Raw genomic sequence first — 20,885 nt, 5'->3', positions numbered from 1 at the left:
TTAAGCAGCACATGAGAAACAGTTGTAAAAAGATTTTTGGTGTAATAAAAGTAATGGTTGTTGTAGCGAAATTCGTGAAAAATATAGCGTTGGTACAAGTTTTACCAATAATTCAGGTGTTTGTTGCTGAATTGCTTTTACAAGTATTTCAGTTTCTTCTTCCATGTCTTTTGAAGGTACAAAGCGTTCCTCTTCTTTTATCGTTTTCAATTTATTCCGTGTTCGAAACAATGAAGCTTTTACTGCTCCTTCTGTCATAGAAGTAATGGCCGCGATATCAGCTAAGCTATATTCAAACACATCTTTTAATAAGAAAATGACAGTTTGCATTTCATTTAAACAAGATAGTATTGTTTCAATTAAAGCATATAATTCAGCAACGTTTGCATGCGGTTCATAAGAAGCTTCTTGAGTATTTTCTCTTTCACAAGTTTTTATTCGCATTTGATCCAGCCATTGATTACGAGCCACTTTGTATAACAACGTTAAACAAATACTTTGGTTCCATTCCTCATTCGTATATTTCTTCAATACTTTACATATCGTTTCTTGTGCGAGATCTTCTCCGTCCCATGTGCTTTGTGTTAAAAATGTACAATAACGCTTTAGTTCTGCATAATGTTTAACAATAACAGATTTATTTAATTGTTGAACATCCGAATCGGATTGTGAAATCAGCTTTCTTTTCGTATTCAAAGTGATCACTCCTTTTAAGCGCGCTTACTTAATAAACGATTTAACAAAGAAAAAAGTTACGGCATTTATAAATTTTTTATAATCATTTTTTCACTAATGGAACTTTGTATAGTCTTATGTTTACCTTATACATGACAAGGTGATAATTATGTTATTCATATTTTATATAAGGAGGAAATAAAATGCCAAAAATAACCGTTCCAGGAACAGGAACTTTTGAAGTAGAAGCGGGAACAAAATTAGTATTAGCACTAGAAGATAATGGTGTAAATATTCTTCACCGCTGCGGTGGAAAAGCAAAATGTACAACTTGTCGAGTGGAAATATTAGATGGTGATTTTTGTGAACCAAACAAGGTTGAAAAGCATGTATTTGCGGAGAAAGGTATAGAAGATCACTTACGTTTATCGTGCCAAGTGTATGTGAATGCAGATATGACAGTACGTCCTGTCTTAACAGCGGAGACTTCCGGAATGGATGTAGGGCCAAGACCAGCTGAATGATTTACGATGAGGAGGTACTATGTTGGATACAAAGCGCTTAGCTGGTGAATACGCTGTTGATTTCATAAAAGAAGGTATGACAATTGGGCTCGGTACGGGTTCAACTGTATATTGGACAATACAAAAATTAGGAGAACTTGCACGAGAAGGTCTAGCAATTCGTGGTGTACCTACTTCTAAACAAACAGAACAACTTGCAAAAGAGTTACAAATTCCTTTAGTGTCTTTATCTGAAGTAGATGAACTTGATTTGACTATTGATGGAGCAGATGAAATTAGTAATGATTTACAATTAACAAAAGGCGGCGGCGGTGCACTTCTTCGCGAAAAATTAGTCGCAACTGCATCAAAACAGCTTATTATCGTAGCAGATGAATCTAAATTAGTGTCCCGTTTAGGGGAATTTCCGTTGCCTGTTGAAGTTGTTCCTTTTGCAGCAGAGCATACAGCACAGAGAATCTGCACATTAGTAGGCTGTACAACTACTTTACGTCTTCAAAATAATAAACCTTACATAACAAACAATGGAAATTTCATTGTAGATTGTGCTTTTCCTGAGTTCATAGCAAACCCAATTGAAACACATCAACTTTTGAAAACATTAACAGGTGTGGTTGAGACAGGATTATTCATTAACATGGCTCATATAGTTGTTATTGGTAAAAGTAATGGTGTGAAAAAATTAATATCTCAGAACAAATAGATGTAGCCCTAAAGGTACTAGTATAAAGTACTTTTTTGAGCTACATCTTTTTAATTTCTGTTCTAGTTTGATTAAACATCTATCCTTTCTTCATACAATTCTCTTGGAATTTGTTGAATTAAAGGTGAACATGTCCCTGAATAAAAAATCCGTAAGTCATGTAGAGAACGAGTACATCCGACATATAACAATTTAGCATCTTGTTTTGTTTGTTTATAATGAGTTGCATCTACATCGATAAGTAGTACTGCGTCAAATTCTAATCCTTTTGCTAAATAAACAGGAACGACTGAAATGCCGCCTTCATATTTACTTTGATTGGCTTCTATTATATTTGTAGAAATACCAGCATCTGTGAGTTTTCCGTATATCTCACGGCACTCTTCCTCAGTTCGCCCAATGATAGCAATCGTTTTTACATGTTGTTCTTGCATGGTCTTTACAGTAGATAAAACAGATTGAAATTGATCATTTGTCGAGATCATTTTTACACTTTCACCGCTGCGAAAAACAGGATTGGCAAGCCCTACTGGAATATTGGCATTTTGAATGACTTCATTTGCAAAGTGAATAATTTCCTTTGTTGAGCGGTAACTTCTCGTTAATTCGTAGTACTGGGCATTTTGATTAAATACTTCTTGAAACTGTTGCCAATCATGAATACCTTGATATTCATGAATAGCTTGTGATAAATCACCTAAAATAGTAAAGGAATTTCCAAGTGTTATTTCTTTTAAGATGGAAAGTTGAAACGGAGAAAAGTCTTGTGCTTCATCAATCACAACATGATGAAATTTTTGCCCAGGTTTTATTCCCTCTAAATAGTGATGAATATAGATAAGCGGTGCTAAATCTTCTAGAGTAACCTCTTTTTTTCGGCAATTTTTTGCTGTTTCTTGTACAAGTTCAGCCGGCAACACACTTAAAATATCTTCTTGTTTCATTAACATACTGTAAAAGGATAGCGCATTCATCTTCGGCCAAAACTTTAAATAGCTATTAAGTCTTTGCGTTGCTTGTTTTTTTAGTTGCTTCCTTTTATTTGTGTCTGATATCATCTTGAGTTCCATCTCAATCCAACGTTTCATACGAGCAACAATCCGTTCTCTTCGCTTTCCTAACGGATAGTGTTTATATTCTGTTTCAAACCACTGCTTAATTACCTCTCCTTGTAATACTGAATAGTCCCAAGGCTCAAAATCTTTCGTTAGCACGATACTTTTTTCGTAGTTGCACAGACTCTGATTGATAAACACTTGAAAGTCCATGGACCCTTTTAATTTACCAGCCGCTATCTCATCTTTGTCCTTTTGAATAGCGAATGCTTGTTGTAATTGTTTATCAGTACTGTGTACAGAAACACTATTTTCTAAAGTATGTAATGCCCAATCTTGAAACGTAGTTTGATGAATATCACCAACACCAAGCTCTGGTAATACGCTGGATATATAATCAAGGAATATACTGTTAGGTGCAAAAACTATCATTTTCTCAGCGCGAAGCTGCTCGCGATATTGATAAATTAGAAAAGCAAGACGATGCAAGGCAATCGTTGTTTTTCCACTACCTGCAACACCTTGAATAATGAGAGGGACATTTTTTTCTGCACGGATAATTTCGTTTTGTTCTGATTGAATCGTTGAAACGATATCTTTTAACTTGTTATCTTTATTTTCTCCTAAGCGATAGAGAAGAAAATCATCCGCTAGTGATAGATCATCACTTCCTCTTACATATGTATCTACAACTCGTTCTAATGCTTGCTTTCGAATAGCAATGTTGCGTTTTAAATGAACAAGTCCTTCAACGATTCCTTCTGGAGAATCATAAAAAGCTACATCCTCTCCTCCAGTAAATGAATAAAACATACTTGCAACAGGCGCTCGCCAATCAACGACAATTGGTTGCTGCGTTTCTTCATCAGAAGCACCAACTTTACCAATATAGACAGGTTTTTGCTGTAGCTCTCCTTCTTCTTGAAAATCTAAGCGTCCAAAATAGGGCTCCTGACTGGCGATTCGAAGTCTTTGTCGGCTAGATTCTCGCATAGTTTCAAGCACTTGTTCTGTAAAGTTTTCTCCATGATAAACTGGAATATTCTCTAGCTTATCCAATTGGCGATTAATTTTCGAAAGCGTATTATTTAATTTCTCTAGCTCTTGTTCATATATTTCGTTCACGTCCGTAATTCCCTCCTATTCGTTGAAATTTTCAGTCGAATATTAATTCTATTAAAAATGAATCCTATAAGTCAAGTGTTTAGAGAGACTTTCTAAAAAAATCTATATTAACTCCTTAATCCACGCTGACGAAGGAAATTGTTCTTTTAGGGCACTCGTTAACCATAACTTTTGTTGTTCATTCATATATGGTATATATGCCTTAAAATCTTGTTCATCTTTTATTCTGCCCTCTTTTGCTTTAAAGAGCAGCTGCCATTCAGGGGCAATAAATTTACGTCCAAGTGCATCTTCATGAACAAAGTGCTTATAATCCATCCATATATTTTTATTTTTTCGAAATAAAACTTTGTCATTTTCCTTATCTGTTAATAATATCTCGATGAAATCTTGTTCTTTGTATAGATGTAAACCATATCTTGGAAGAGCTATATCTTCTAAGTTCAAACATGGAACGACTCGCCCCTCTTCGGGAATTGCTACATAAATGTCCCAATCAGAGAAATATGTAAAGATTTCTTCAGCATGTTCTCTAAAAATACAAATATCTATGTCTTCATGTGTTCTCGTTACTACTCCTATTCCTAAGTCAATAGCCCATCCCCCTGCAACAAACCACGGATGTTTGAAATTTTTCATGATTTCAACAATAAAGTTGAGTTGTTTCGCTTGAATCATAGTCATTCAACTCCTTCTTCTCACGATATTTTTAGTTTAAAATAAAATTCAATTGAAAAATTGTCTAAACCAAAAAGAATCATATAAGTGCTTTTGCAAAATCAAAAGGAGCTATTTTTCCGAGAATAGCTCCTTTTGAAAACCACTAAATTATTTTTCGGGAGTTTACTAATTCTGCACTCCTTTATGTTCAATAATGCGCTTCATCGCTTGAATTTGTCCTAAGTGATTTGCTTCATGCATTAATGAAAGACCGGCTAATTCTCCAAAGGTTCCAAGTCCCATAAATGGTTTTTCCAGCGTTTCATTTAACTGTTCAGCAGGAATTTGTTGAAGACGAACTAATTGATCTTTCAACTCTACGATGAGTTTATCTACAGTAGGTACATCTCCTTTCCAATCAGCCGGCTTTGTGCCGTTTCCAAATAACTCGATATAATTTGCAGGAAGATGCGTCGTTTTATGTGGAAAACCGAGCATAAACTGTTCAGTAACCGTTAATACATGGCCAATATGCCATTGGATCGTATTGTTAAAACCACCTGGCTGTACATTTGTTATTTCCTTCGAAAGTGATTCTACGTTTTTAATAAAATAACCTCTTGTCATCGCAAATTGTTTAAATATTAGTTTATTCATACCTTACGCCCCTTTCAAATCCCTTTTATTCATTAACGTATTAAAAATCTCGACAAATCAGAAGTGACATGAAATAAAGATCGATTATATTCTATACGAATCATTCATATCATGTAAAGCGGAATGACTTCATGCAAATTATCATTTGTTCATTTGTATTTAAGCATGAATCATAAAATAACTACACTAACTGTTTAATCCATTCTAGTGAAGGCATTTGCTTTTTTAAGTTGTTCTGATTAAATCATCGGCATGGTTTCTCTATCTATCTGTGTATATTTATGAAAAAAGGAGAGGGTTTTCCCTCTCCTTCCATTACCCATCCTTATATAATAATTTACGATAAGATACCCAATCACCTTCTACAACCTGATGCTGCAGCATATCTTGCTTTTGTGCTATATATACATAAGCTTCTAATATCTTTTCGTTTATATAGATAGCTTGTGTAATTCGATTGTATAGATCTTGTTCAGAGTCCCCTGTATATTCTTCTAATTTATCCAATTCTCTTAATACAGCATCTGTTACTTTATATACTTCCCCATATACTTTCTTATCCTTTGAATGAATCATCGCTGGATACCCTTCATTCGTATCAAATAATGAACCGTATGTCCAAGATTCGTTTGCAATACATATGGAATCTTGTAAAAAATGAGCGTTTGCTTCATTTTTTCGCAGCGTTCCATATACAAAAACATAATGCATATTCTCATCCCTCACTATCACTCTGTTATTTGTTCATTTGTAAATAAGCACGAATCATAAAATAACTAATATTATCCGGAAGCTGTTCTTTAATAGCTTTTAATCCACCTTCAGCTTGCTCTACTGCTGATGCAATCATAGATTCATATTCTTTCGGAACAAAGCTTGGCCAATCCACTTCCATTCCTTCTTCAAAACAACGAATTAAATGATTTTCTACAGTTTGCATGGACAGTTCGCGTACTTCAGCGATATGAGAAAGTGCATCTCCCTGTTTATACATTTCATATGTAACATGATGAGAATTTTTCATTGCCTTTTTCGATTGCTTTCGTTCTGTTATAACTTCTGTCGTAATCATCGCATCTATATCAGGATTCTGTTCGAGGAAATTTGTGATAACTTGTAAAAATATATTACCGTATTTCTCAAGTTTATGCTCACCTATACCTTTTACCTGTAGCATTTCTTCTCGTGTTTTTGGCAGTTTTGCGCACATATCTTGCAATGTTTGATCAGAGAAAATGACAAACGGTGGTACTCCTTCTCCTTGTGCAATTTCTTTACGCACATGACGTAACTCTTCGAATAGTGGATGATCTTTCACAATTTGTTTTGTTTCTATTCGTTCTTTTTGGAAAATAAGCTGGTTACCAAGTAGAACGTCTTTCCCTTTTGTTGTTACTTTTAATGTAGGATACGTCCCATGCTCAACTGCAATGAGTTCCTCTGATATCAAAAACTCAATAAATTCGCTAACGTCTTTCATGCTTCTGTTTGATAACAATCCATATGTCGGTAACGTATGGAAATTAAATTCGATTACCTTTTTATTTTTTGATCCAGTTAATACTTGCGCAATCATTTGCTTACCGAAACGCTGATTTGTTCGAATCATACAAGATAGTACCATTTGTGCTTCCTTTGTAACATCGACACTATTTCGATCGTCTGTACAATTGCCACAGCGACCGCAATCTTGTTTTGGTTCTTCGCCAAAATATTGTAAAATAAATGATTGCAAACAATTTTCTGTATGGCAGTAATCTGTCATATGTTGCAGTTTCTCTAGTTCATTAGAAAATCGAGAAGCTCCTGTTGACTGGTCAATTAAATATCGCTGTACTTGCACATCTTGCGGAGAATAAAGTAGGATACATTCACTATCTAAGCCATCACGTCCAGCACGTCCAGCTTCTTGATAGTAACTTTCCATATTTTTCGGAAGTTGATAATGAATCACGTATCGAATATTAGATTTATCAATTCCCATTCCAAATGCAGATGTTGCAATCATTACATTTACTTCATCTCGTAAAAAACGTTCTTGCTGTTCATTACGATCGTTATCATTCATACCAGCATGATAACGTGCTACAGAAACGTCTTCTTTATTTAGTTTTTCATAAAGTTGATCGACAACTTTACGTGTCGCTGCATAAATAATACCCGCTTCTTTTTTATTTTGACGAATATATCCTGACAAAAAGTCATCACGGTCTTGTCCTTTTACAACAGAAAACGATAAATTTTCTCGTTCAAAAGTCGTTATAATCGTATTATGTTCTGCTATTCCTAAAGTACTGCAAATATCTTGTCGTACTTGCGGCGTTGCTGTTGCAGTCAATGCAAGTACGATTGGCTGTACTGGAAGATAATCGAGTACACGATGAATATGTAAATAACTCGGACGAAAATCATGCCCCCACTGTGAAATACAGTGTGCTTCATCAATTGCAATTAACGGGATTTTCATATCAATCAGTTGATCAATAAAATCAATAGAATCAAGACGCTCCGGTGCAATATATAACAATTTATAATGTCCTTGTTTTGCCAGCTGAATGCGCTGATTGGCTTCGGTAATTGAAATAGAGCTATTAATATATGTAGCTGGAATTCCATTTTGCGTTAAAGTATCAACCTGATCTTTCATCAGTGAAATAAGCGGAGAAATAACTAATGTTGTGCCCTCTAATACGAGTGCTGGAATTTGATAACATAAAGATTTCCCGCCACCTGTTGGCATAATACAAACCGTATCTTTTCCATCTAATATATTTTTAATTGTTTCATCCTGCCCTCTACGGAATGACGAGTAGCCAAAATAGGAAGCTAAAAGTTCTTGTGCTTTTGTAAACAAAAAAGATTCACCTGCTTTTCTTAGTCTTTCATTTATTAGTATTATACCATTAGTCAAAAGTCATTGTACTCTCTACTTCTCTCCAACACTTCGCATGCTTACGAATAATTATTAACAACTCATGTAAAGCTAGAGAAAACCATTTTTAGCAATAATATTAATAAAAAAATGACTACTATCAAAATTATCATTCGCTATTTGATATGATTATTTCCATTGTTATCTACGTAATAACCATAATTTTTGAAAACAAATTACAGATTTTCCAAACGGTAAAGCCCATGCAGGACTTTAGTCCGCCTTTAGGCATGGAATGAAAGTGAGGTTGGATACGGAGTGGTCTTTTGACCATAAGGTTTGGGCTACTTCAAGTATCCAAAATATACACCTCACTATTTTTATGTCTTATCGTTGCAGTGTAATTAACAAACTAATACAATAAATGTATGAACGAATATAGAAGAACAAACACAACAGTATCTTTGATTCACTATCATTTTGTTTTTTGTCCTCGATACAGGAGAAAAATATTCCTTCGTGCTGATGTAGAGGAACGCTTCAAACAGTTGATACAAGAAATATGCGAGGAATTGGAAATCGTTATTCTTGCTTTAGAGTGCGACGAAGACCATACACATATGTTTTTAAACGCGCTACCAACATTTAGCCCTGCTGATATTATGGCAAAAATAAAAGGAGTGACTTCTAAAAAGTTGAGAGAGGAATTTCCCCATCTCGGGCACTTGCCAAGCCTATGGACACGTTCCTATTTTGTATCTACCGCAGGAAATGTATCAAGTGTAACGATTAAACGCTATGTTGAACAACAAAAAACAAGGGGGTAAAATTTATGTCGCAAACCATAACAGTGAAAGTCAAATTGCTTCCAACGACAGAACAGGCCTTCATTTTAAGGTCTATGGGGAAAGAGTATATCTCTACGATAAACATACTTGTTTCTGAAATGGTTGCGGAACAGAAAAGCACGAAAAAGACTACAAAAGATGTTCCTGCCAACCTTCCAAGTGCAGTTAAAAACCAAGCCATTAAAGATGCGAAAAGTGTGTTTCGAAAAGCGAAGAAAAGCAAATACACGATCATTCCTGTTCTCCAAAAGCCTGTTTGCGTATGGAATAACCAAAACTACTCGTTTGATTTCACTCACATCTATCTGCCTTTGGTGAAAGATGGAAAAGTAAAGAAAATACCTATTCGTGCATTGTTAGTGGATAAGTTAAATCGCAATTTCGATTTGTTAAAACATAAATTAGGTACACTTCGTATCACCCAAAAATCAAACAAATGGATTGCACAAATTTCTGTCACGATTCCTACAAGTGAGAAAGCAGGGACGAAAATAATGGGTGTTGATTTAGGTTTGAAAGTTCCTGCCGTCGCTGTAACTGATGATGGAAACACTCGTTTTTTTGGTAATGGCAGACAAAATAAATATGTCAGCCGTTCATGCAAGTCTCAGCGTAAAAAGTTAGGAAAATTAAAGAAGTTGAACGCTATTCGCAATCTTGATGATAAAGAACAACGATATATGCAAGACCATAAAGTAAGTCGTGCTATCGTACAATTTGCGGTAGAAAATAATATTTCTGTTATTCGCTTAGAACAGCTAACGAATATCAGACAGACGACAAGAACAAGTCGTAAAAACGAAAAGAATCTGCATACTTGGTCATTTTATCGTCTATCTCAATTCATTAAATACAAGGCAAATCTGCTTGGCATTCAAGTAGAGTATGTGAACCCTGCGTACACTTCACAAACGTGTCCTAGCTGTTCCAAAAAGAACAAAGCACAAGATAGAAAATATACATGTTCGTGCGGGTTTGAAACACATAGAGATAGAGTGGGTGCTATGAATATTCGATATGCACCTGTGGTTGATGGTAAAAGTCAATCAGCATAGGGAACTATATGTTCTGCCCTATGAGGGGTGATGGCACACCCTAAACTTGCACGTCAGCGATACCAGAAATGGACTTCGCCTATGGTAGTAAGAATCCCACTGACGTTAGTCAGCTTTCCACTTTAGTGGTGGGAGTGTCAAATTTAACATATATCGATATATGTTATTAGTATCTTTTTTATACCGCATTAATAGGCAGTAAGACCTCCACCTCAAAATTCAGCAAAGGCAAAGAATTTAGTTGAGAGATGTGCTGCCCGTAAAAGTCCGATTGTTGAGGGCTGATTAAAGTTTCACTTTATATTTATAGGAGGCAACATATTGATTAACGCAATAGGTATCGCTTTTATTCTTTCTAATAAGCCTGAAAAGAAGAAAAAAGTTTATCTCAATGATAGATTTGCACTAATAGACATTATTGAATCTAAAGATGTATATGATTCTGAAGGTAACCCACTAGTAGAGCTAACATGTAAATATAGCATTTATTTGGATGAAAAATACTATTGTAAATCTCTCGAAGACTATACTGGACAAGTATTCCCTTTCCTAAAGGAAAAAATCGGAAAAGGTCTTGTTAGAAATTTAAATTATTATTCTTCACGTATTGATATATACGATAAAAAACCACCGGTTAAAGAGATAAGAAATCTTATGAAGCAAGTAATAAACTATAACTAACAGTTATATATACAAAACATAAAACTGCTCTTCTTTTTATGGGAGGGCGTGAGCAACTAGCCGTGCGTAGGAGCGGTCAGGGCCTTTTTCTACCACATGCCATGTTTTAAACAAAAGGAGCAAGCGAGTGCAGGGCATATTGTATTCTGTATAGCAGTGACATATGTGTTGGAACATTAAAATGGATTTATACAGTTATGATCTTAATGATAAAATAAAGGGGTATCCCTAATGTCCCTTTATTTTTCAATAACTAATTATTAATCTTCCTCATAGATCAAATTCTTTTAACTTTTACTGAATCTCGTTATGATCTTCAACTGCCTTCTTCAGCCTCTGCAACATATATCCAATCCCTTTACAGCCTTCTAATGGATAAGAAATAATTTCTTCTGGGTATAACTTTGTCACTACTTTTTTATGCTTCTTGCCTGCAAGCAGAACAATTTCATCAAAGTCTAGCAAGTCTTTATCTATCATCTGTTTTTTTAGTTGTTCTATATTAATAATCTCACCACTTTTCGAATTAAAAGCAAGATCATAGTTTTCTTTTACTATATCGGTTGGCAGTAAAAATCCATGCTTTGCGGATAAAATAACCCAGTGTGTAAAAAATTGAGAAGCATACGCTTGGCACGCCTTTCCGAATGGACTAATGTACACTTCTTTTGCTTCTGTCGGCCCTATATCAGGGAACTTATCCCAAATCTTCTTTTTCCCACATGGAATTATGCATAGTCTTCTCATTGTTACCTTCTTACCTCTTTTCTCTTTCAATCCTAGATAATCTGCTTCATTTCTTCATTATTACTTTTAAATATGACATAGTAATTAGCAATAAAATCATAGCATTTTTCATTCACAGATGAAAACATCTGTTTTTTCTTTTCTTCCTACCTAATTTTCATGTTTCCTATATGAAACATGAAAGTAACAGACCTTAATATCCAAAATTTTATGCTTCCTAAAAACAAAAAAAAAAAACAAGCAGACTGTATATCAGCTTGTTCTTTCCTTTTCGTCCTATTCTTCTCTTATAGAGTTTGGAATGTTTCTGTTAAAACAGGAACGATTTGTTTTTTACGTGAAACAACACCTTTTAAAATAGCTGTGTTGTTTTCTAATGTTACGTTATATGCTTTCTCAACAACTTGTGCTGCTTGACCAATTGCAAGGCCAACAGAATCATTTGTTAAGATATCTGTTACAACGAATAAGAATAGGTCTAAACCTTTCTCTTCTACTACTGCAGAGATTACTTTTTCTAATTCTGCTTGGTGTACAAGAACATCATTTGTATCAACAGCGTTTACTTGTGCGATTTCAACTTTTGCATCTCCCATTTGGAATTCTTTTGCATCCAGGGAGATTAATTGCTCCATTGTTTTACCGCTTAAATCTGCACCCGCTTTTAACATTTCTAAGCCATAGCTTTCTGCATCTACACCAGCGATTTCCGCTAGTTCACGAGCTGCTGCTACGTCTTGATCTGTGCAAGTTGGAGATTTAAATAATAAAGAATCTGAAATGATTGCAGATAACATTAATCCTGCAACTTCCTTACGAATTGCAACGCCGTTTTCTTTGTACATTTTATTTAAAATTGTAGCTGTACAACCAACTGGCTCGCAACGGTAGTATAAAGGATCGCTTGTTTCAAAGTTAGCAATACGATGATGGTCGATTACTTCTAATACACGAACAGATTCGATATCATTAGCACTTTGTTGACGCTCGTTATGGTCAACTAAAATAACATTGTCCACTTCGTTTGCTACTGTCTCAACAAAACGCGGTCCTTCTACCTTAAAATGATCTAACGCAAATTGAGTTTCACCGCTGATTTCACCTAAACGTACAGGTTCAGCATTCATTCCTAATTCTTTTTTCAGCTCTGCATAAGCAATTGCAGAACAAATTGCATCTGTATCTGGGTTTTTATGCCCGAAAATAAGTACTTTTTCCATGATTTCCACCTCTTCATGAAAAGGATATCTTAAAGAAGCAAATATGACAATATTTTAAACACATTTTTTTATAAATAATTGCACTTTCTTCTAAACATTTCATTCTGAAACATAAAAAAGCAAAGGCATCTCCCTTTTCTTTTTCTCTTCCTTATAAAGTTTCTGTATAATTATTTGTCATTCTTTCTCTTGGATCTTTTGATAAAAATAGTACAATACCGAATAAAACTTTTATTACACCATCGGCAATTGCAACATACATAAATGAAAGATTAGAATCAATCAGTCCAAATAATGTGATTATGATTAATGGAATAGAAAGATAAATCATACTTTTCCCGTGAAGGATCGCGAATGGAATAAAATGAATACCTGTTGCAAGTAAAGCTCCCAGCCAAATCATACGATAGTCATTCGTTTCAAAATATCTTCCTGAAATTAATCCCATAAGAACAAATAAAAGAACTATTGATAGATTCCCAACTTTAGATTGAAATTTAGATAGCGGTCCAAATGAAAGCTTCTTTCTTACATATTTATTCCGTAAAATGAATAGAAAACCTGTAAAATAACCAGCCCCAAAAACTGCGGGATGAACTAAAAATTCCCCACCGACAATCGTGGCTATAACAATAACGACTCCAATCCATATTAACCATAAACCAGCGATTCTTTTATTTAAAAATTCTAACTTTCCTCCTTTCTCATAACCTAATTTCATTGCCAATTTCTCGAGCACTTCCATCATTCATTCCCCTTGCTAATTTTTATATAATTTCAATATAAAATTATATAGTTATTATATATTTTTCACCAGATATTTTTTAATTTGGCTATGTTTGAATACACAGTTGCCATAAAGCATATTTTCGAATATGTAAACTTATTTTATCTGTGAAAAGGAGGTTTACGTACATGCCCTATATAAAACTTGATAATGATGTGAATATATATTATGAAGATCAAGGTCAAGGAACGCCGATTATATTCGTACATGGGGTTTGGATGAGCAGTCGCTTTTTCCATAAACAACTTCCTTATTTTAGTGAAAACTACCGCGCAATTTCACTGGATTTGCGAAGTCATGGTCGTTCTTCCCACGTTCAATCTGGGCATACCATTGCAAACTATGCTCATGATTTACATGCCTTTATTGAAAAATTATCTCTTGAGAACGTTGTGTTAGTTGGCTGGTCTATGGGAGCATTTGTTGTTTGGGAATATTTGAAACAATTTGGAGAAAGTAATGTGAAAGCCTCTGTTATCGTAGATGAACTAGCTTCAGATTTTAAATGGCCTGATTTTTCAATTGGAGCATTCGATTTCTCTGATCTTATTCATATAATGCGAGAAATACAAATGGATCGAGTTGGTTTTTTGAGAGGATTTATTCCATTAATGTTCAAAAACCCTCTCTCTGAAGAGGATTTTGAGTGGATGTTAAAAGAAGTGACAACTATCCCAGAGTCTATAGCAAGCGCTATTTTATTTGACCAATCTGTCGTGGACTATCGAGATTATTTAAATCAAATTACCACTCCTACTCTACTTTGTTTCGGGAGAGAAGAAAAACTTATTCCTGTTGCAGCAGGTGAACATTTACACAAACATATTAAAAACTCTCAGCTGATAGTTTTTGAAGAGAGCTGTCACTGCCCTTTTTTAGAAGAAGCAGACCGTTTTAATAAAGTAGTAGAAACTTTCGTTCAGTCGTTAGATGACAATAATGCACCATGATTAATATGTTCCTTCGATTCGTTTTAAGCAATGAGCAAAAAACTCCTTCATTCTGAAGGAGTTTTTTATCTTTCAATGCTTCTGTCGGTGTAGTTCTTCCATACATTCCTGTACAAGTGTAACAGCTTGGCTCATTGCAGCTCCGCCAGCAAATGCAACTGCCACGCCGCACGCTTCTAGCACTTCCTTATCAGAGCATCCTTGATCAATACAACCTTTTGTATGATAAATTGAGCAATATTCATCTTGCATAGCTAAACTAATACCTAATGCAATTAACTGCTTTTCTCTTTTTGTTAACGTCCCTTCTTGGAAACAAGCTTGTGTAAAAACATTATAAGCTTCAGCAATTTCAGGAATTTGTTGTGTAAACTTTCCTAACCCTTCTTTATAATGTTGTAATGATTGGTATGTTGAACCTTGTTGTTGAAAATCCACTATATTCCCTCCATTTTTTCAATATGTACTACAACTTAGTATGCACGAAAAAAAAGATGGTATCCTAATTAATCATCATTTTTTTCGTGCATACTTTCTCTTATACGCATAAAAAATAGCTGTTGAGAATAGTTACATCTCAACAGCTATTTTTTATATTACTCATTTGAATGATTTAAATTTGCCAAAGCGATAATACCTTCTTCATCATGTAATTCAAGCTGTAATCTTGCTGCGAATGGATTAATATGATATTCCATATCAAGCCATAGGCGAAGTGCCTCGATTAAATTTGCCTGAATTAAAATTTGCTGACGACCATTTACTTCTACTTCAGCTGAGAAACCATAATCGTCATCATACATCAGTTCCACAAGAACTTGTTCTGGAGCAACTTGACGTTTTTGTGCAATATATACACAGAGTGCATTAATCAACTCTTGTTCGGGAATTTTTATCGTTTCCATGCTGCTTCTTCCACCTGTTTCTTACGTTGATTTTTAAAGTATTTGAATGCGCGAACCGCTAACATTACAATACCAGCCATTACAAGCATATTAACCATAAATGCTAATACAGAACCAAGAGCTCCCATGTTAGCAAATAAGCTACCCATTAATAAACCACCAATACCACCAAGTAAAAGACCTTTCATAAAGCTTCCTTTATTACTTTTTGGTGCTGTATTTGTTGCTTTTGTTTTTGAATCTGTCGTTTTATTTGCATTTACATTAGAATCTTTTTTCTTTAAATCCACTGTTGATTTTTGTGTTTGTCCTGAACTTGGAGTATAAGATTTTTTACCAGATTTGTAGGTTTTTGCATAAGCACTATCTACTGAACTACTAGCGGCGAAGACAAACATAAATGCAGTCAATATTGTTACGATTTTTTTAAACATATAATATTCATTCTCCTTCTACTATAAGTAATAATATCTATCCTTCTCTTAAAATATGAAAAGATAGTTGAATCTTAAAGTTAATTAAAAGGTTCTTATGAACTTATTATATGAACTTTCAAAAGAATAATCAAGGATTATTTCTTATAATTACTATATTCTTCAACCACAGGAAAAATCATGAGAATACAATTGACTTTATATAAAACAATACATAATATAAGTTCATAAGAACTTTTATATTATTGGAGGTGAAAAGATGGAAACATTTCATCTCACACGAAACGAAATGGCAATGCTCCTCCTATCTCTTAGAGGATGGAATACAAAAAAACCTCTTGCAATTTTACAAGAGGCCTGGGCAAAGTCACATAAAGAAGATATTGAGAGCGGTCAAAGTTTTACAGCCCTTATTACAACAGCACTAGCACCTATATTTGAAAAGCTTATTAAAGTAGAAGAAACGGATATTGGACTCTCTTTAAATGAAATTGTAGCTCTTGGAAATCAAATTGAAAACACTAACTTTTCTATTACGGCACTGCAAAATTGGGTGAAACGTGATATAAAAGAAATGATTGGTTCTCCGCAAAAAGGAAAAAAATATTCAATCGAACAAGCTGCCTTATTATTTATTGTAGAAGATTTAAAAACAGCGCTTGATTTTGAATCTATTCGAAAGTTATTAAAACTGATTGTGAATGATCCAGCAGATCGTACTGATGATTTAATTAATCCTGTTCAATTATATGTTTTTTACTCTTCTCTATTTGAAGAACTGAATCAACAAGGTTTCGCTCAATTCAATGCAACGAATACGATTCATACTATTGAACAAATCATTAAAGAAAAAGCTGATCAATTAGCAGCTAAAATTGAACATATAAACAAAGAACAACGCGAAGCAATTCGAAATGCAATTGTAATTGCAACATTATCTGTTCATACTGCTTATGTACAAAGATTAGCGAAGCGCTACGTATCAGCTACTTTGTTTTTACAACATTTAAATTTGAATTAAACTTCTATCCAGCCGCATATAACCAAAAACAAATGTTATCGGTTATATGCGGCTGGATTATTTGTTCGCCAAACTATGATACCGCTTATCATATATAGAATTGAAGCGACATAAAAAATAGTTCCAATGGTTAAAAAATCAACTAAATATCCTGTTAGAATAATAGCTATTCCTGCTCCTAAGGATGTCCATACGTGATATTTTCCGATTTCATAACCAGCCTCTTGACGTTCTACCTTTCGGGCAAGCGATGTTTTTTCTGCATTTTTCTGAATAGCTCCCAAACACCCCATCATAATTTGTAAAATATAAACATGCCAAACTTCTGTAGCAATTGGAAAACATAGCATCATAATAGCCATTGACCAAGAATATATGATTAAGAGCTTTCTATCACCGAATCGATCGGAGATTCTACCAATCAGAGGGTAAACAAGTGCTGATGTTAACGTAAATAAACCATATGCTCAGCCAAATTGTGAAAAACTATTTCCTACATTTCTAAGTAGTAATACATAGAAAGGAAATACCATACTTCCTGCCATCATAATGAGACTTTGTGAAACTACAAATCTTGTATATGTCATTGACCATACTCCTTATAAAATAGATTAACAAACCGTTCTTGTGGATCATACTCCCTCTTTTTTTGAAAGAATTCGTTTATACGGAAGTAGGCATCTTGTAATTGCTGTTTATCTGTATAAGGATAATATGGCAAATAATAGCTTCCATTATGTTGTAAAGTAACGTTTACCATCTTCTGTATCACTTTTTTCGTCTTTTGTATGTCTTCTTTAGAGCGTCCTTGATTGATAAGCAGTACAAGAGCAAACATATCCTCTTTCGCATATGACAAAACCGCGCTATCGTTTTTTTTCACATATCGAACAGTAATATTAAGAAGATTTAGTTCTTCCTGTTCTAATACCTTTCGCAAATCATCAATATACGAAGAAAAGTGATCAGCAGGAATAAAGTACTCTTGTAAAATTTCTGTATAATTCGGATTTTCATATTCCATGAATGCACTATCTGATCGCATTACATTGTTACGAGTTTTATAAGACCCATTCGTACGTTCAAAATATTTTTTTTGGATATTCCAAAACATCGTTTTTCCCCAATCACTGTACCTAGATAATCCAAGAAAAAACTTTGGCAGGGCAACATTTGTCTCTTCTTTTAAAGTACTATACCGCTCTCGCTTTTCTTGATTCGTAACGAAAACATAATTTGTCACATACATCTCACGTAAAAATGAATCTGGTGCGACAGAAATACGAGCTAAATGCATGCGCACCCCTTCATCACCTTCAACATGTTCCTTGAAATAGGAAACATATTGATCATAGTCTAACGTTTTCGTTCGTATTTGATACAGTTCATCTTCTGTTAACTTCAGCGTTACATCTAAGATGACTCCAAATAAACCATACCCTCCAATTACTAGAGAGAATAGTGCTGAGTTTTCATTTCTACTTACATTTTTAATTGTGCCGTCTGCCATTAACAAACGAAATGAATCAACTGTATCTATAAGTGCATCATGCCGAATATCCCTTCCGTGTACATTCGCACTTAAAGAACCACCAATAGTGAAGATGTTTTGTGACTGCATAACTTGAATGGAAAGGCCATATGGATTAATAACTTTTTGAATGTCATTCCACGTTGCACCGCTTTGCACTCTTATTCTTTTTTGTTTCGGATTGAACTCCAATATTTTATTATAATTTTTCATATCTAATACAGTACCATTCGGATAATATGTATGGCCGCCTTGAGTATGCTGCATCCCCGCAATAGAGAGTTTTTCATTTGAAGTATTTGCATCTCGAACTAATTTTTGGAGCTTCTTTTCATCTTCAACACTCTCTATTCGCTTAACCTTTGTAGGAAGTAATCGTCCTGAATCTGTTATAACAGGCTGAGTTAGTTGCTGCTTATACGTATGTACTGATACAGTTAGCAAGGTAATGTATATGGTTAAAGAAATTATTATTTTACCTTTTTTCAATTGATCCTCTCCTTTTAATAAGGGTGTAATATTACACTTTTGTTGAAATTATATCATTTGTTTTTAGGTAAATAAAGTAAAACTTTAGTCAGTTTGGGTTTTCTTCATCTCCCACTGACTATTAGCCCTCACCAACCGGGCTTTTACGGGCAGTTTATCTCCCCCCTAACTTCTTTAGAAAAGCGGAAGCGGCTTGCTCAGAATCGCAGGGCGAAACGACCGGAGATTCTAGCCGCTAGAGCCGGACAATGCCTTCACCGAATTTTGAGGTGGGAGTATTACTGCCCGTTAATGCGGGATAAAGCGATATTTTCATTAGTAGAGGTATCTTTTTTGTTTTCTTTAAATCTTTTAACCAATGAATAGTGGGATAAATAAAAAAATCGGCACTTTATCGTAAAGTACCAATTTCCTCAAAATACCTATTTCTTTCTTCAGTAAATTAAAATTATGCTCTTCTCCATACCGTACCTCTTTTTTCATACTCTAGTCTTCTTTCAACTAAATAAGCTACTTCAGAATTTACAAATCGTTCAATGAGCCATAGAGCTAAATCAATACCGGAAGTCACTCCTCTTGCTGTAATAATATCATGATCATCAACAATTCTAGCACTTAACACTTCACAACCGTATGATTCCATTTCATTTTTAGCAAGATGGTGCATAGTAGTTTTCCGTCCTGCTGTAACTCCTGAAACAGCCATTAACATTCCGCCCGTACAGACACCAGCGATAATAGCTCCCTGCTTATAAAATTTAGCGATCAATTCAGGCAATATACCTTTATCTGCTTCTATTCTTGCTCCCTTCTCCCCTCGATGGTTCCATCCGCCACCAGGTACGATTAAAATATCTGGACAATTGTTTTCACTAAGAAAATCATTCACTTCAACTGTTAAGCCATAAAAGCCAGTCACCGAATTCAAATTTAATGTAACCAGTTTCACATCGAAATTTGCTCCGAACTCATTCGCACGTTTTAATACCTCATATGGTCCTATGGCATCTAGTTCGTCAAACCCATCAAATAATACAATTCGAATATTCATCGTTGGCCCCCTAACTGTAAGCATCTGCACCACCCATATTAAATGAGTTAACAGAATAATAACATAATTTTTTCTCTATCAATGTTTATAAAAAAATGTTATTTACACTTTCACCGCAAAGGTTTGTAACATCAGCGATTCATTATTTTTGACGAACTCTTATACAGGATTTTAGTCAATCTATATCGAATTTCTAAAGGGCTTTATTTTTATAAGGAGGAATTTATCGTGATGAACTATTTTTCTATAATTAGTGATTTAGTGTTTATAGACCGCAAACATTTGTTTACAGAAACAGATATTATACTGTATCATCCTGGTCATTTCCCTGAATTGAACGAACTTGTTGCAAAACATTGCTCTCAAGAAGTTGTAAAATATATTTTCATTCCTTCTATTTTTAATACGTTTCTACAAGCGAATGAATTTGAATATCATAAAGAAATATTAATTCAATTAGGTGTTCCTCATGAGAAAATCCAAACGATTACAGGAGATTTTTCTAATGTAGAAGGTGTAATAAAAAGTGCGTTTAACATGATTAATAATCAAAAAGTAACGAATGTATTACTCGCTGGAAAAAGCTTTTTTTGTAGAAGATTTTTGTTACTCGCTTCACTATATGCTGCGGAAGATAAAAAATTGGATGTTCTTCCACTACAAGATTCACGACAAATTAATCGCGATACTTGGCACACAAGTGAAAAAGGAAGACAAAGAATCATGAATGAAATTAAACAATATAACGAAATTACCGAAAGACATTCTTTACTTTTTCACTCAAAATCTAACGCATAAAATTATTATGTAAACTAAATATAGGGGTCCCGCCTTATGCCTATCAAACTAATAGAACCGGCTGTCCCCAAAATAAAAATTTTATTATTTAACAGTT

The 20,885-nt window shown here is 34.4% G+C and carries 22 protein-coding genes and 1 pseudogene; 8 read left to right on the top strand and 15 right to left on the bottom strand.

Annotated features, from left to right (window positions below; genetic code table 11):
• Positions 1-696, bottom strand: coding sequence for a sigma-70 family RNA polymerase sigma factor (locus tag AB1279_RS12290; RefSeq protein WP_429759019.1), 696 nt, complete (start codon positions 694-696; stop codon positions 1-3).
• A 182-nt stretch (positions 697-878) separates the two neighbouring features.
• Here AB1279_RS12290 and AB1279_RS12285 point away from each other — a divergent pair, with 182 nt between their 5' ends.
• Both AB1279_RS12285 and rpiA read left to right on the top strand, forming a co-directional pair.
• Positions 879-1,199: a 2Fe-2S iron-sulfur cluster-binding protein gene (locus tag AB1279_RS12285; RefSeq protein WP_429759018.1), complete on the top strand. Its 321-nt coding sequence runs from the start codon at positions 879-881 to the stop codon at positions 1,197-1,199.
• A gap of 22 nt (positions 1,200-1,221) precedes the next feature.
• A complete protein-coding gene (rpiA, locus tag AB1279_RS12280) occupies positions 1,222-1,902 on the top strand; it encodes a ribose 5-phosphate isomerase A (protein WP_429761378.1) in 681 nt (226 codons plus the stop codon).
• 71 nt (positions 1,903-1,973) lie between these two features.
• On the opposite strand, the gene AB1279_RS12275 is transcribed toward rpiA, so the two are convergent.
• From AB1279_RS12275 to recQ, 5 genes are all read right to left on the bottom strand, one after another.
• Positions 1,974-4,082: a HelD family protein gene (locus AB1279_RS12275; RefSeq protein WP_429759016.1), complete on the bottom strand. Its 2,109-nt coding sequence runs from the start codon at positions 4,080-4,082 to the stop codon at positions 1,974-1,976.
• A 102-nt stretch (positions 4,083-4,184) separates the two neighbouring features.
• Positions 4,185-4,766, bottom strand: coding sequence for a nucleotidyltransferase domain-containing protein (locus AB1279_RS12270; RefSeq protein WP_429759014.1), 582 nt, complete (start codon positions 4,764-4,766; stop codon positions 4,185-4,187).
• A gap of 162 nt (positions 4,767-4,928) precedes the next feature.
• Positions 4,929-5,399: a DinB family protein gene (locus AB1279_RS12265; protein WP_429759012.1), complete on the bottom strand. Its 471-nt coding sequence runs from the start codon at positions 5,397-5,399 to the stop codon at positions 4,929-4,931.
• Positions 5,400-5,714: 315 nt separating this feature from the next.
• Complete coding sequence (locus AB1279_RS12260) at positions 5,715-6,110, bottom strand: gamma-glutamylcyclotransferase family protein (RefSeq protein WP_429759010.1); 396 nt, start codon at positions 6,108-6,110, stop codon at positions 5,715-5,717.
• Between the two features lie 25 nt (positions 6,111-6,135).
• Positions 6,136-8,253, bottom strand: coding sequence for a DNA helicase RecQ (gene recQ / locus AB1279_RS12255; RefSeq protein ID WP_429759009.1), 2,118 nt, complete (start codon positions 8,251-8,253; stop codon positions 6,136-6,138).
• Positions 8,254-8,699: 446 nt separating this feature from the next.
• Between recQ and tnpA the strand changes: the two genes are divergently transcribed.
• The 3 genes from tnpA (at position 8,700) to AB1279_RS12240 (ending at position 10,855) form a co-directional block, all read left to right on the top strand.
• Positions 8,700-9,098, top strand: a complete 399-nt coding sequence (tnpA, locus tag AB1279_RS12250) for an IS200/IS605 family transposase (protein ID WP_429759007.1) — start codon at positions 8,700-8,702, stop codon at positions 9,096-9,098.
• Between the two features lie 5 nt (positions 9,099-9,103).
• Positions 9,104-10,174: an RNA-guided endonuclease InsQ/TnpB family protein gene (locus AB1279_RS12245; protein ID WP_429759006.1), complete on the top strand. Its 1,071-nt coding sequence runs from the start codon at positions 9,104-9,106 to the stop codon at positions 10,172-10,174.
• Between the two features lie 321 nt (positions 10,175-10,495).
• Positions 10,496-10,855 carry a cytoplasmic protein gene (locus AB1279_RS12240; RefSeq protein WP_429759005.1) on the top strand — a complete coding sequence of 120 codons (360 nt, stop codon included), beginning with the start codon at positions 10,496-10,498 and terminating at the stop codon, positions 10,853-10,855.
• 294 nt (positions 10,856-11,149) lie between these two features.
• Here the strand turns inward: AB1279_RS12240 and AB1279_RS12235 are convergent, their stop codons facing one another.
• From AB1279_RS12235 to AB1279_RS12225, 3 genes are all read right to left on the bottom strand, one after another.
• Positions 11,150-11,602, bottom strand: coding sequence for a DUF6884 domain-containing protein (locus AB1279_RS12235; RefSeq protein WP_429759004.1), 453 nt, complete (start codon positions 11,600-11,602; stop codon positions 11,150-11,152).
• A 287-nt stretch (positions 11,603-11,889) separates the two neighbouring features.
• Complete coding sequence (ppaC, locus tag AB1279_RS12230) at positions 11,890-12,822, bottom strand: manganese-dependent inorganic pyrophosphatase (RefSeq protein WP_429759002.1); 933 nt, start codon at positions 12,820-12,822, stop codon at positions 11,890-11,892.
• 151 nt (positions 12,823-12,973) lie between these two features.
• Entirely contained in the window at positions 12,974-13,570 is a 597-nt protein-coding gene (locus AB1279_RS12225; protein WP_429759001.1) for a DUF6609 family protein, read from the bottom strand.
• Between the two features lie 167 nt (positions 13,571-13,737).
• Between AB1279_RS12225 and AB1279_RS12220 the strand changes: the two genes are divergently transcribed.
• Positions 13,738-14,559, top strand: a complete 822-nt coding sequence (locus AB1279_RS12220) for an alpha/beta fold hydrolase (RefSeq protein WP_429759000.1) — start codon at positions 13,738-13,740, stop codon at positions 14,557-14,559.
• 72 nt (positions 14,560-14,631) lie between these two features.
• Here the strand turns inward: AB1279_RS12220 and AB1279_RS12215 are convergent, their stop codons facing one another.
• The 3 genes from AB1279_RS12215 to AB1279_RS12205 form a co-directional block, all read right to left on the bottom strand.
• Positions 14,632-14,997 carry a carboxymuconolactone decarboxylase family protein gene (locus AB1279_RS12215; RefSeq protein WP_429758998.1) on the bottom strand — a complete coding sequence of 122 codons (366 nt, stop codon included), beginning with the start codon at positions 14,995-14,997 and terminating at the stop codon, positions 14,632-14,634.
• Between the two features lie 158 nt (positions 14,998-15,155).
• Complete coding sequence (locus tag AB1279_RS12210) at positions 15,156-15,464, bottom strand: YxcD family protein (RefSeq protein WP_429749614.1); 309 nt, start codon at positions 15,462-15,464, stop codon at positions 15,156-15,158.
• Positions 15,452-15,898, bottom strand: coding sequence for a hypothetical protein (locus AB1279_RS12205; protein WP_429758997.1), 447 nt, complete (start codon positions 15,896-15,898; stop codon positions 15,452-15,454). Before AB1279_RS12205 ends, AB1279_RS12210 begins: the two co-directional genes overlap by 13 nt.
• 259 nt (positions 15,899-16,157) lie before the next feature.
• On the opposite strand from AB1279_RS12205, the gene AB1279_RS12200 reads away from it, so the two are divergent.
• Positions 16,158-16,919, top strand: a complete 762-nt coding sequence (locus AB1279_RS12200; protein WP_429749610.1) for a DUF1836 domain-containing protein — start codon at positions 16,158-16,160, stop codon at positions 16,917-16,919.
• Positions 16,920-16,954: 35 nt separating this feature from the next.
• Here AB1279_RS12200 and AB1279_RS12195 read toward each other — a convergent pair.
• The 3 genes and pseudogenes from AB1279_RS12195 to AB1279_RS12185 all read right to left on the bottom strand — a co-directional run bounded on the left by AB1279_RS12195 (position 16,955) and on the right by AB1279_RS12185 (position 19,990).
• Positions 16,955-17,506, bottom strand: a pseudogene (locus AB1279_RS12195) (MFS transporter).
• Positions 17,503-18,939 carry an FAD-binding oxidoreductase gene (locus tag AB1279_RS12190; protein ID WP_429758995.1) on the bottom strand — a complete coding sequence of 479 codons (1,437 nt, stop codon included), beginning with the start codon at positions 18,937-18,939 and terminating at the stop codon, positions 17,503-17,505. Before AB1279_RS12190 ends, AB1279_RS12195 begins: the two are co-directional and overlap by 4 nt.
• 448 nt (positions 18,940-19,387) lie before the next feature.
• The gene (locus AB1279_RS12185) at positions 19,388-19,990 is read right to left on the bottom strand and encodes a DJ-1/PfpI family protein (RefSeq protein ID WP_429758993.1); all 603 of its coding nucleotides are present in this window, start codon (positions 19,988-19,990) and stop codon (positions 19,388-19,390) included.
• Positions 19,991-20,218: 228 nt separating this feature from the next.
• Between AB1279_RS12185 and AB1279_RS12180 the strand changes: the two genes are divergently transcribed.
• Positions 20,219-20,788, top strand: coding sequence for a hypothetical protein (locus AB1279_RS12180; protein ID WP_429758992.1), 570 nt, complete (start codon positions 20,219-20,221; stop codon positions 20,786-20,788).
• Positions 20,789-20,885 lie beyond the last annotated feature (97 nt).

It is taken from the genome of Bacillus sp. S14(2024), from assembly GCF_050473785.1.
Classification (GTDB): domain Bacteria; phylum Bacillota; class Bacilli; order Bacillales; family Bacillaceae_G; genus Bacillus_A; species Bacillus_A yunxiaonensis.
This window is presented reverse-complemented; position numbering and strand designations above follow the sequence as displayed.

Excerpts from the sequence above, each read along its gene's own strand:
- AB1279_RS12185 (WP_429758993.1), bottom strand. The coding sequence starts at position 19,990 with ATGAATATTCGAATTGTATTATTTGATGGGTTTGACGAACTAGATGCC.
- AB1279_RS12265 (WP_429759012.1), bottom strand. The coding sequence starts at position 5,399 with ATGAATAAACTAATATTTAAACAATTTGCGATGACAAGAGGTTATTTT.
- AB1279_RS12235 (WP_429759004.1), bottom strand. The coding sequence starts at position 11,602 with ATGAGAAGACTATGCATAATTCCATGTGGGAAAAAGAAGATTTGGGAT.
- AB1279_RS12245 (WP_429759006.1), top strand. The coding sequence starts at position 9,104 with ATGTCGCAAACCATAACAGTGAAAGTCAAATTGCTTCCAACGACAGAA.
- tnpA (WP_429759007.1), top strand. The coding sequence starts at position 8,700 with ATGAACGAATATAGAAGAACAAACACAACAGTATCTTTGATTCACTAT.
- ppaC (WP_429759002.1), bottom strand. The coding sequence starts at position 12,822 with ATGGAAAAAGTACTTATTTTCGGGCATAAAAACCCAGATACAGATGCA.
- AB1279_RS12270 (WP_429759014.1), bottom strand. The coding sequence starts at position 4,766 with ATGACTATGATTCAAGCGAAACAACTCAACTTTATTGTTGAAATCATG.
- AB1279_RS12260 (WP_429759010.1), bottom strand. The coding sequence starts at position 6,110 with ATGCATTATGTTTTTGTATATGGAACGCTGCGAAAAAATGAAGCAAAC.
- AB1279_RS12225 (WP_429759001.1), bottom strand. The coding sequence starts at position 13,570 with ATGATGGAAGTGCTCGAGAAATTGGCAATGAAATTAGGTTATGAGAAA.
- AB1279_RS12200 (WP_429749610.1), top strand. The coding sequence starts at position 16,158 with ATGGAAACATTTCATCTCACACGAAACGAAATGGCAATGCTCCTCCTA.
- AB1279_RS12285 (WP_429759018.1), top strand. The coding sequence starts at position 879 with ATGCCAAAAATAACCGTTCCAGGAACAGGAACTTTTGAAGTAGAAGCG.
- AB1279_RS12210 (WP_429749614.1), bottom strand. The coding sequence starts at position 15,464 with ATGGAAACGATAAAAATTCCCGAACAAGAGTTGATTAATGCACTCTGT.
- AB1279_RS12205 (WP_429758997.1), bottom strand. The coding sequence starts at position 15,898 with ATGTTTAAAAAAATCGTAACAATATTGACTGCATTTATGTTTGTCTTC.
- AB1279_RS12220 (WP_429759000.1), top strand. The coding sequence starts at position 13,738 with ATGCCCTATATAAAACTTGATAATGATGTGAATATATATTATGAAGAT.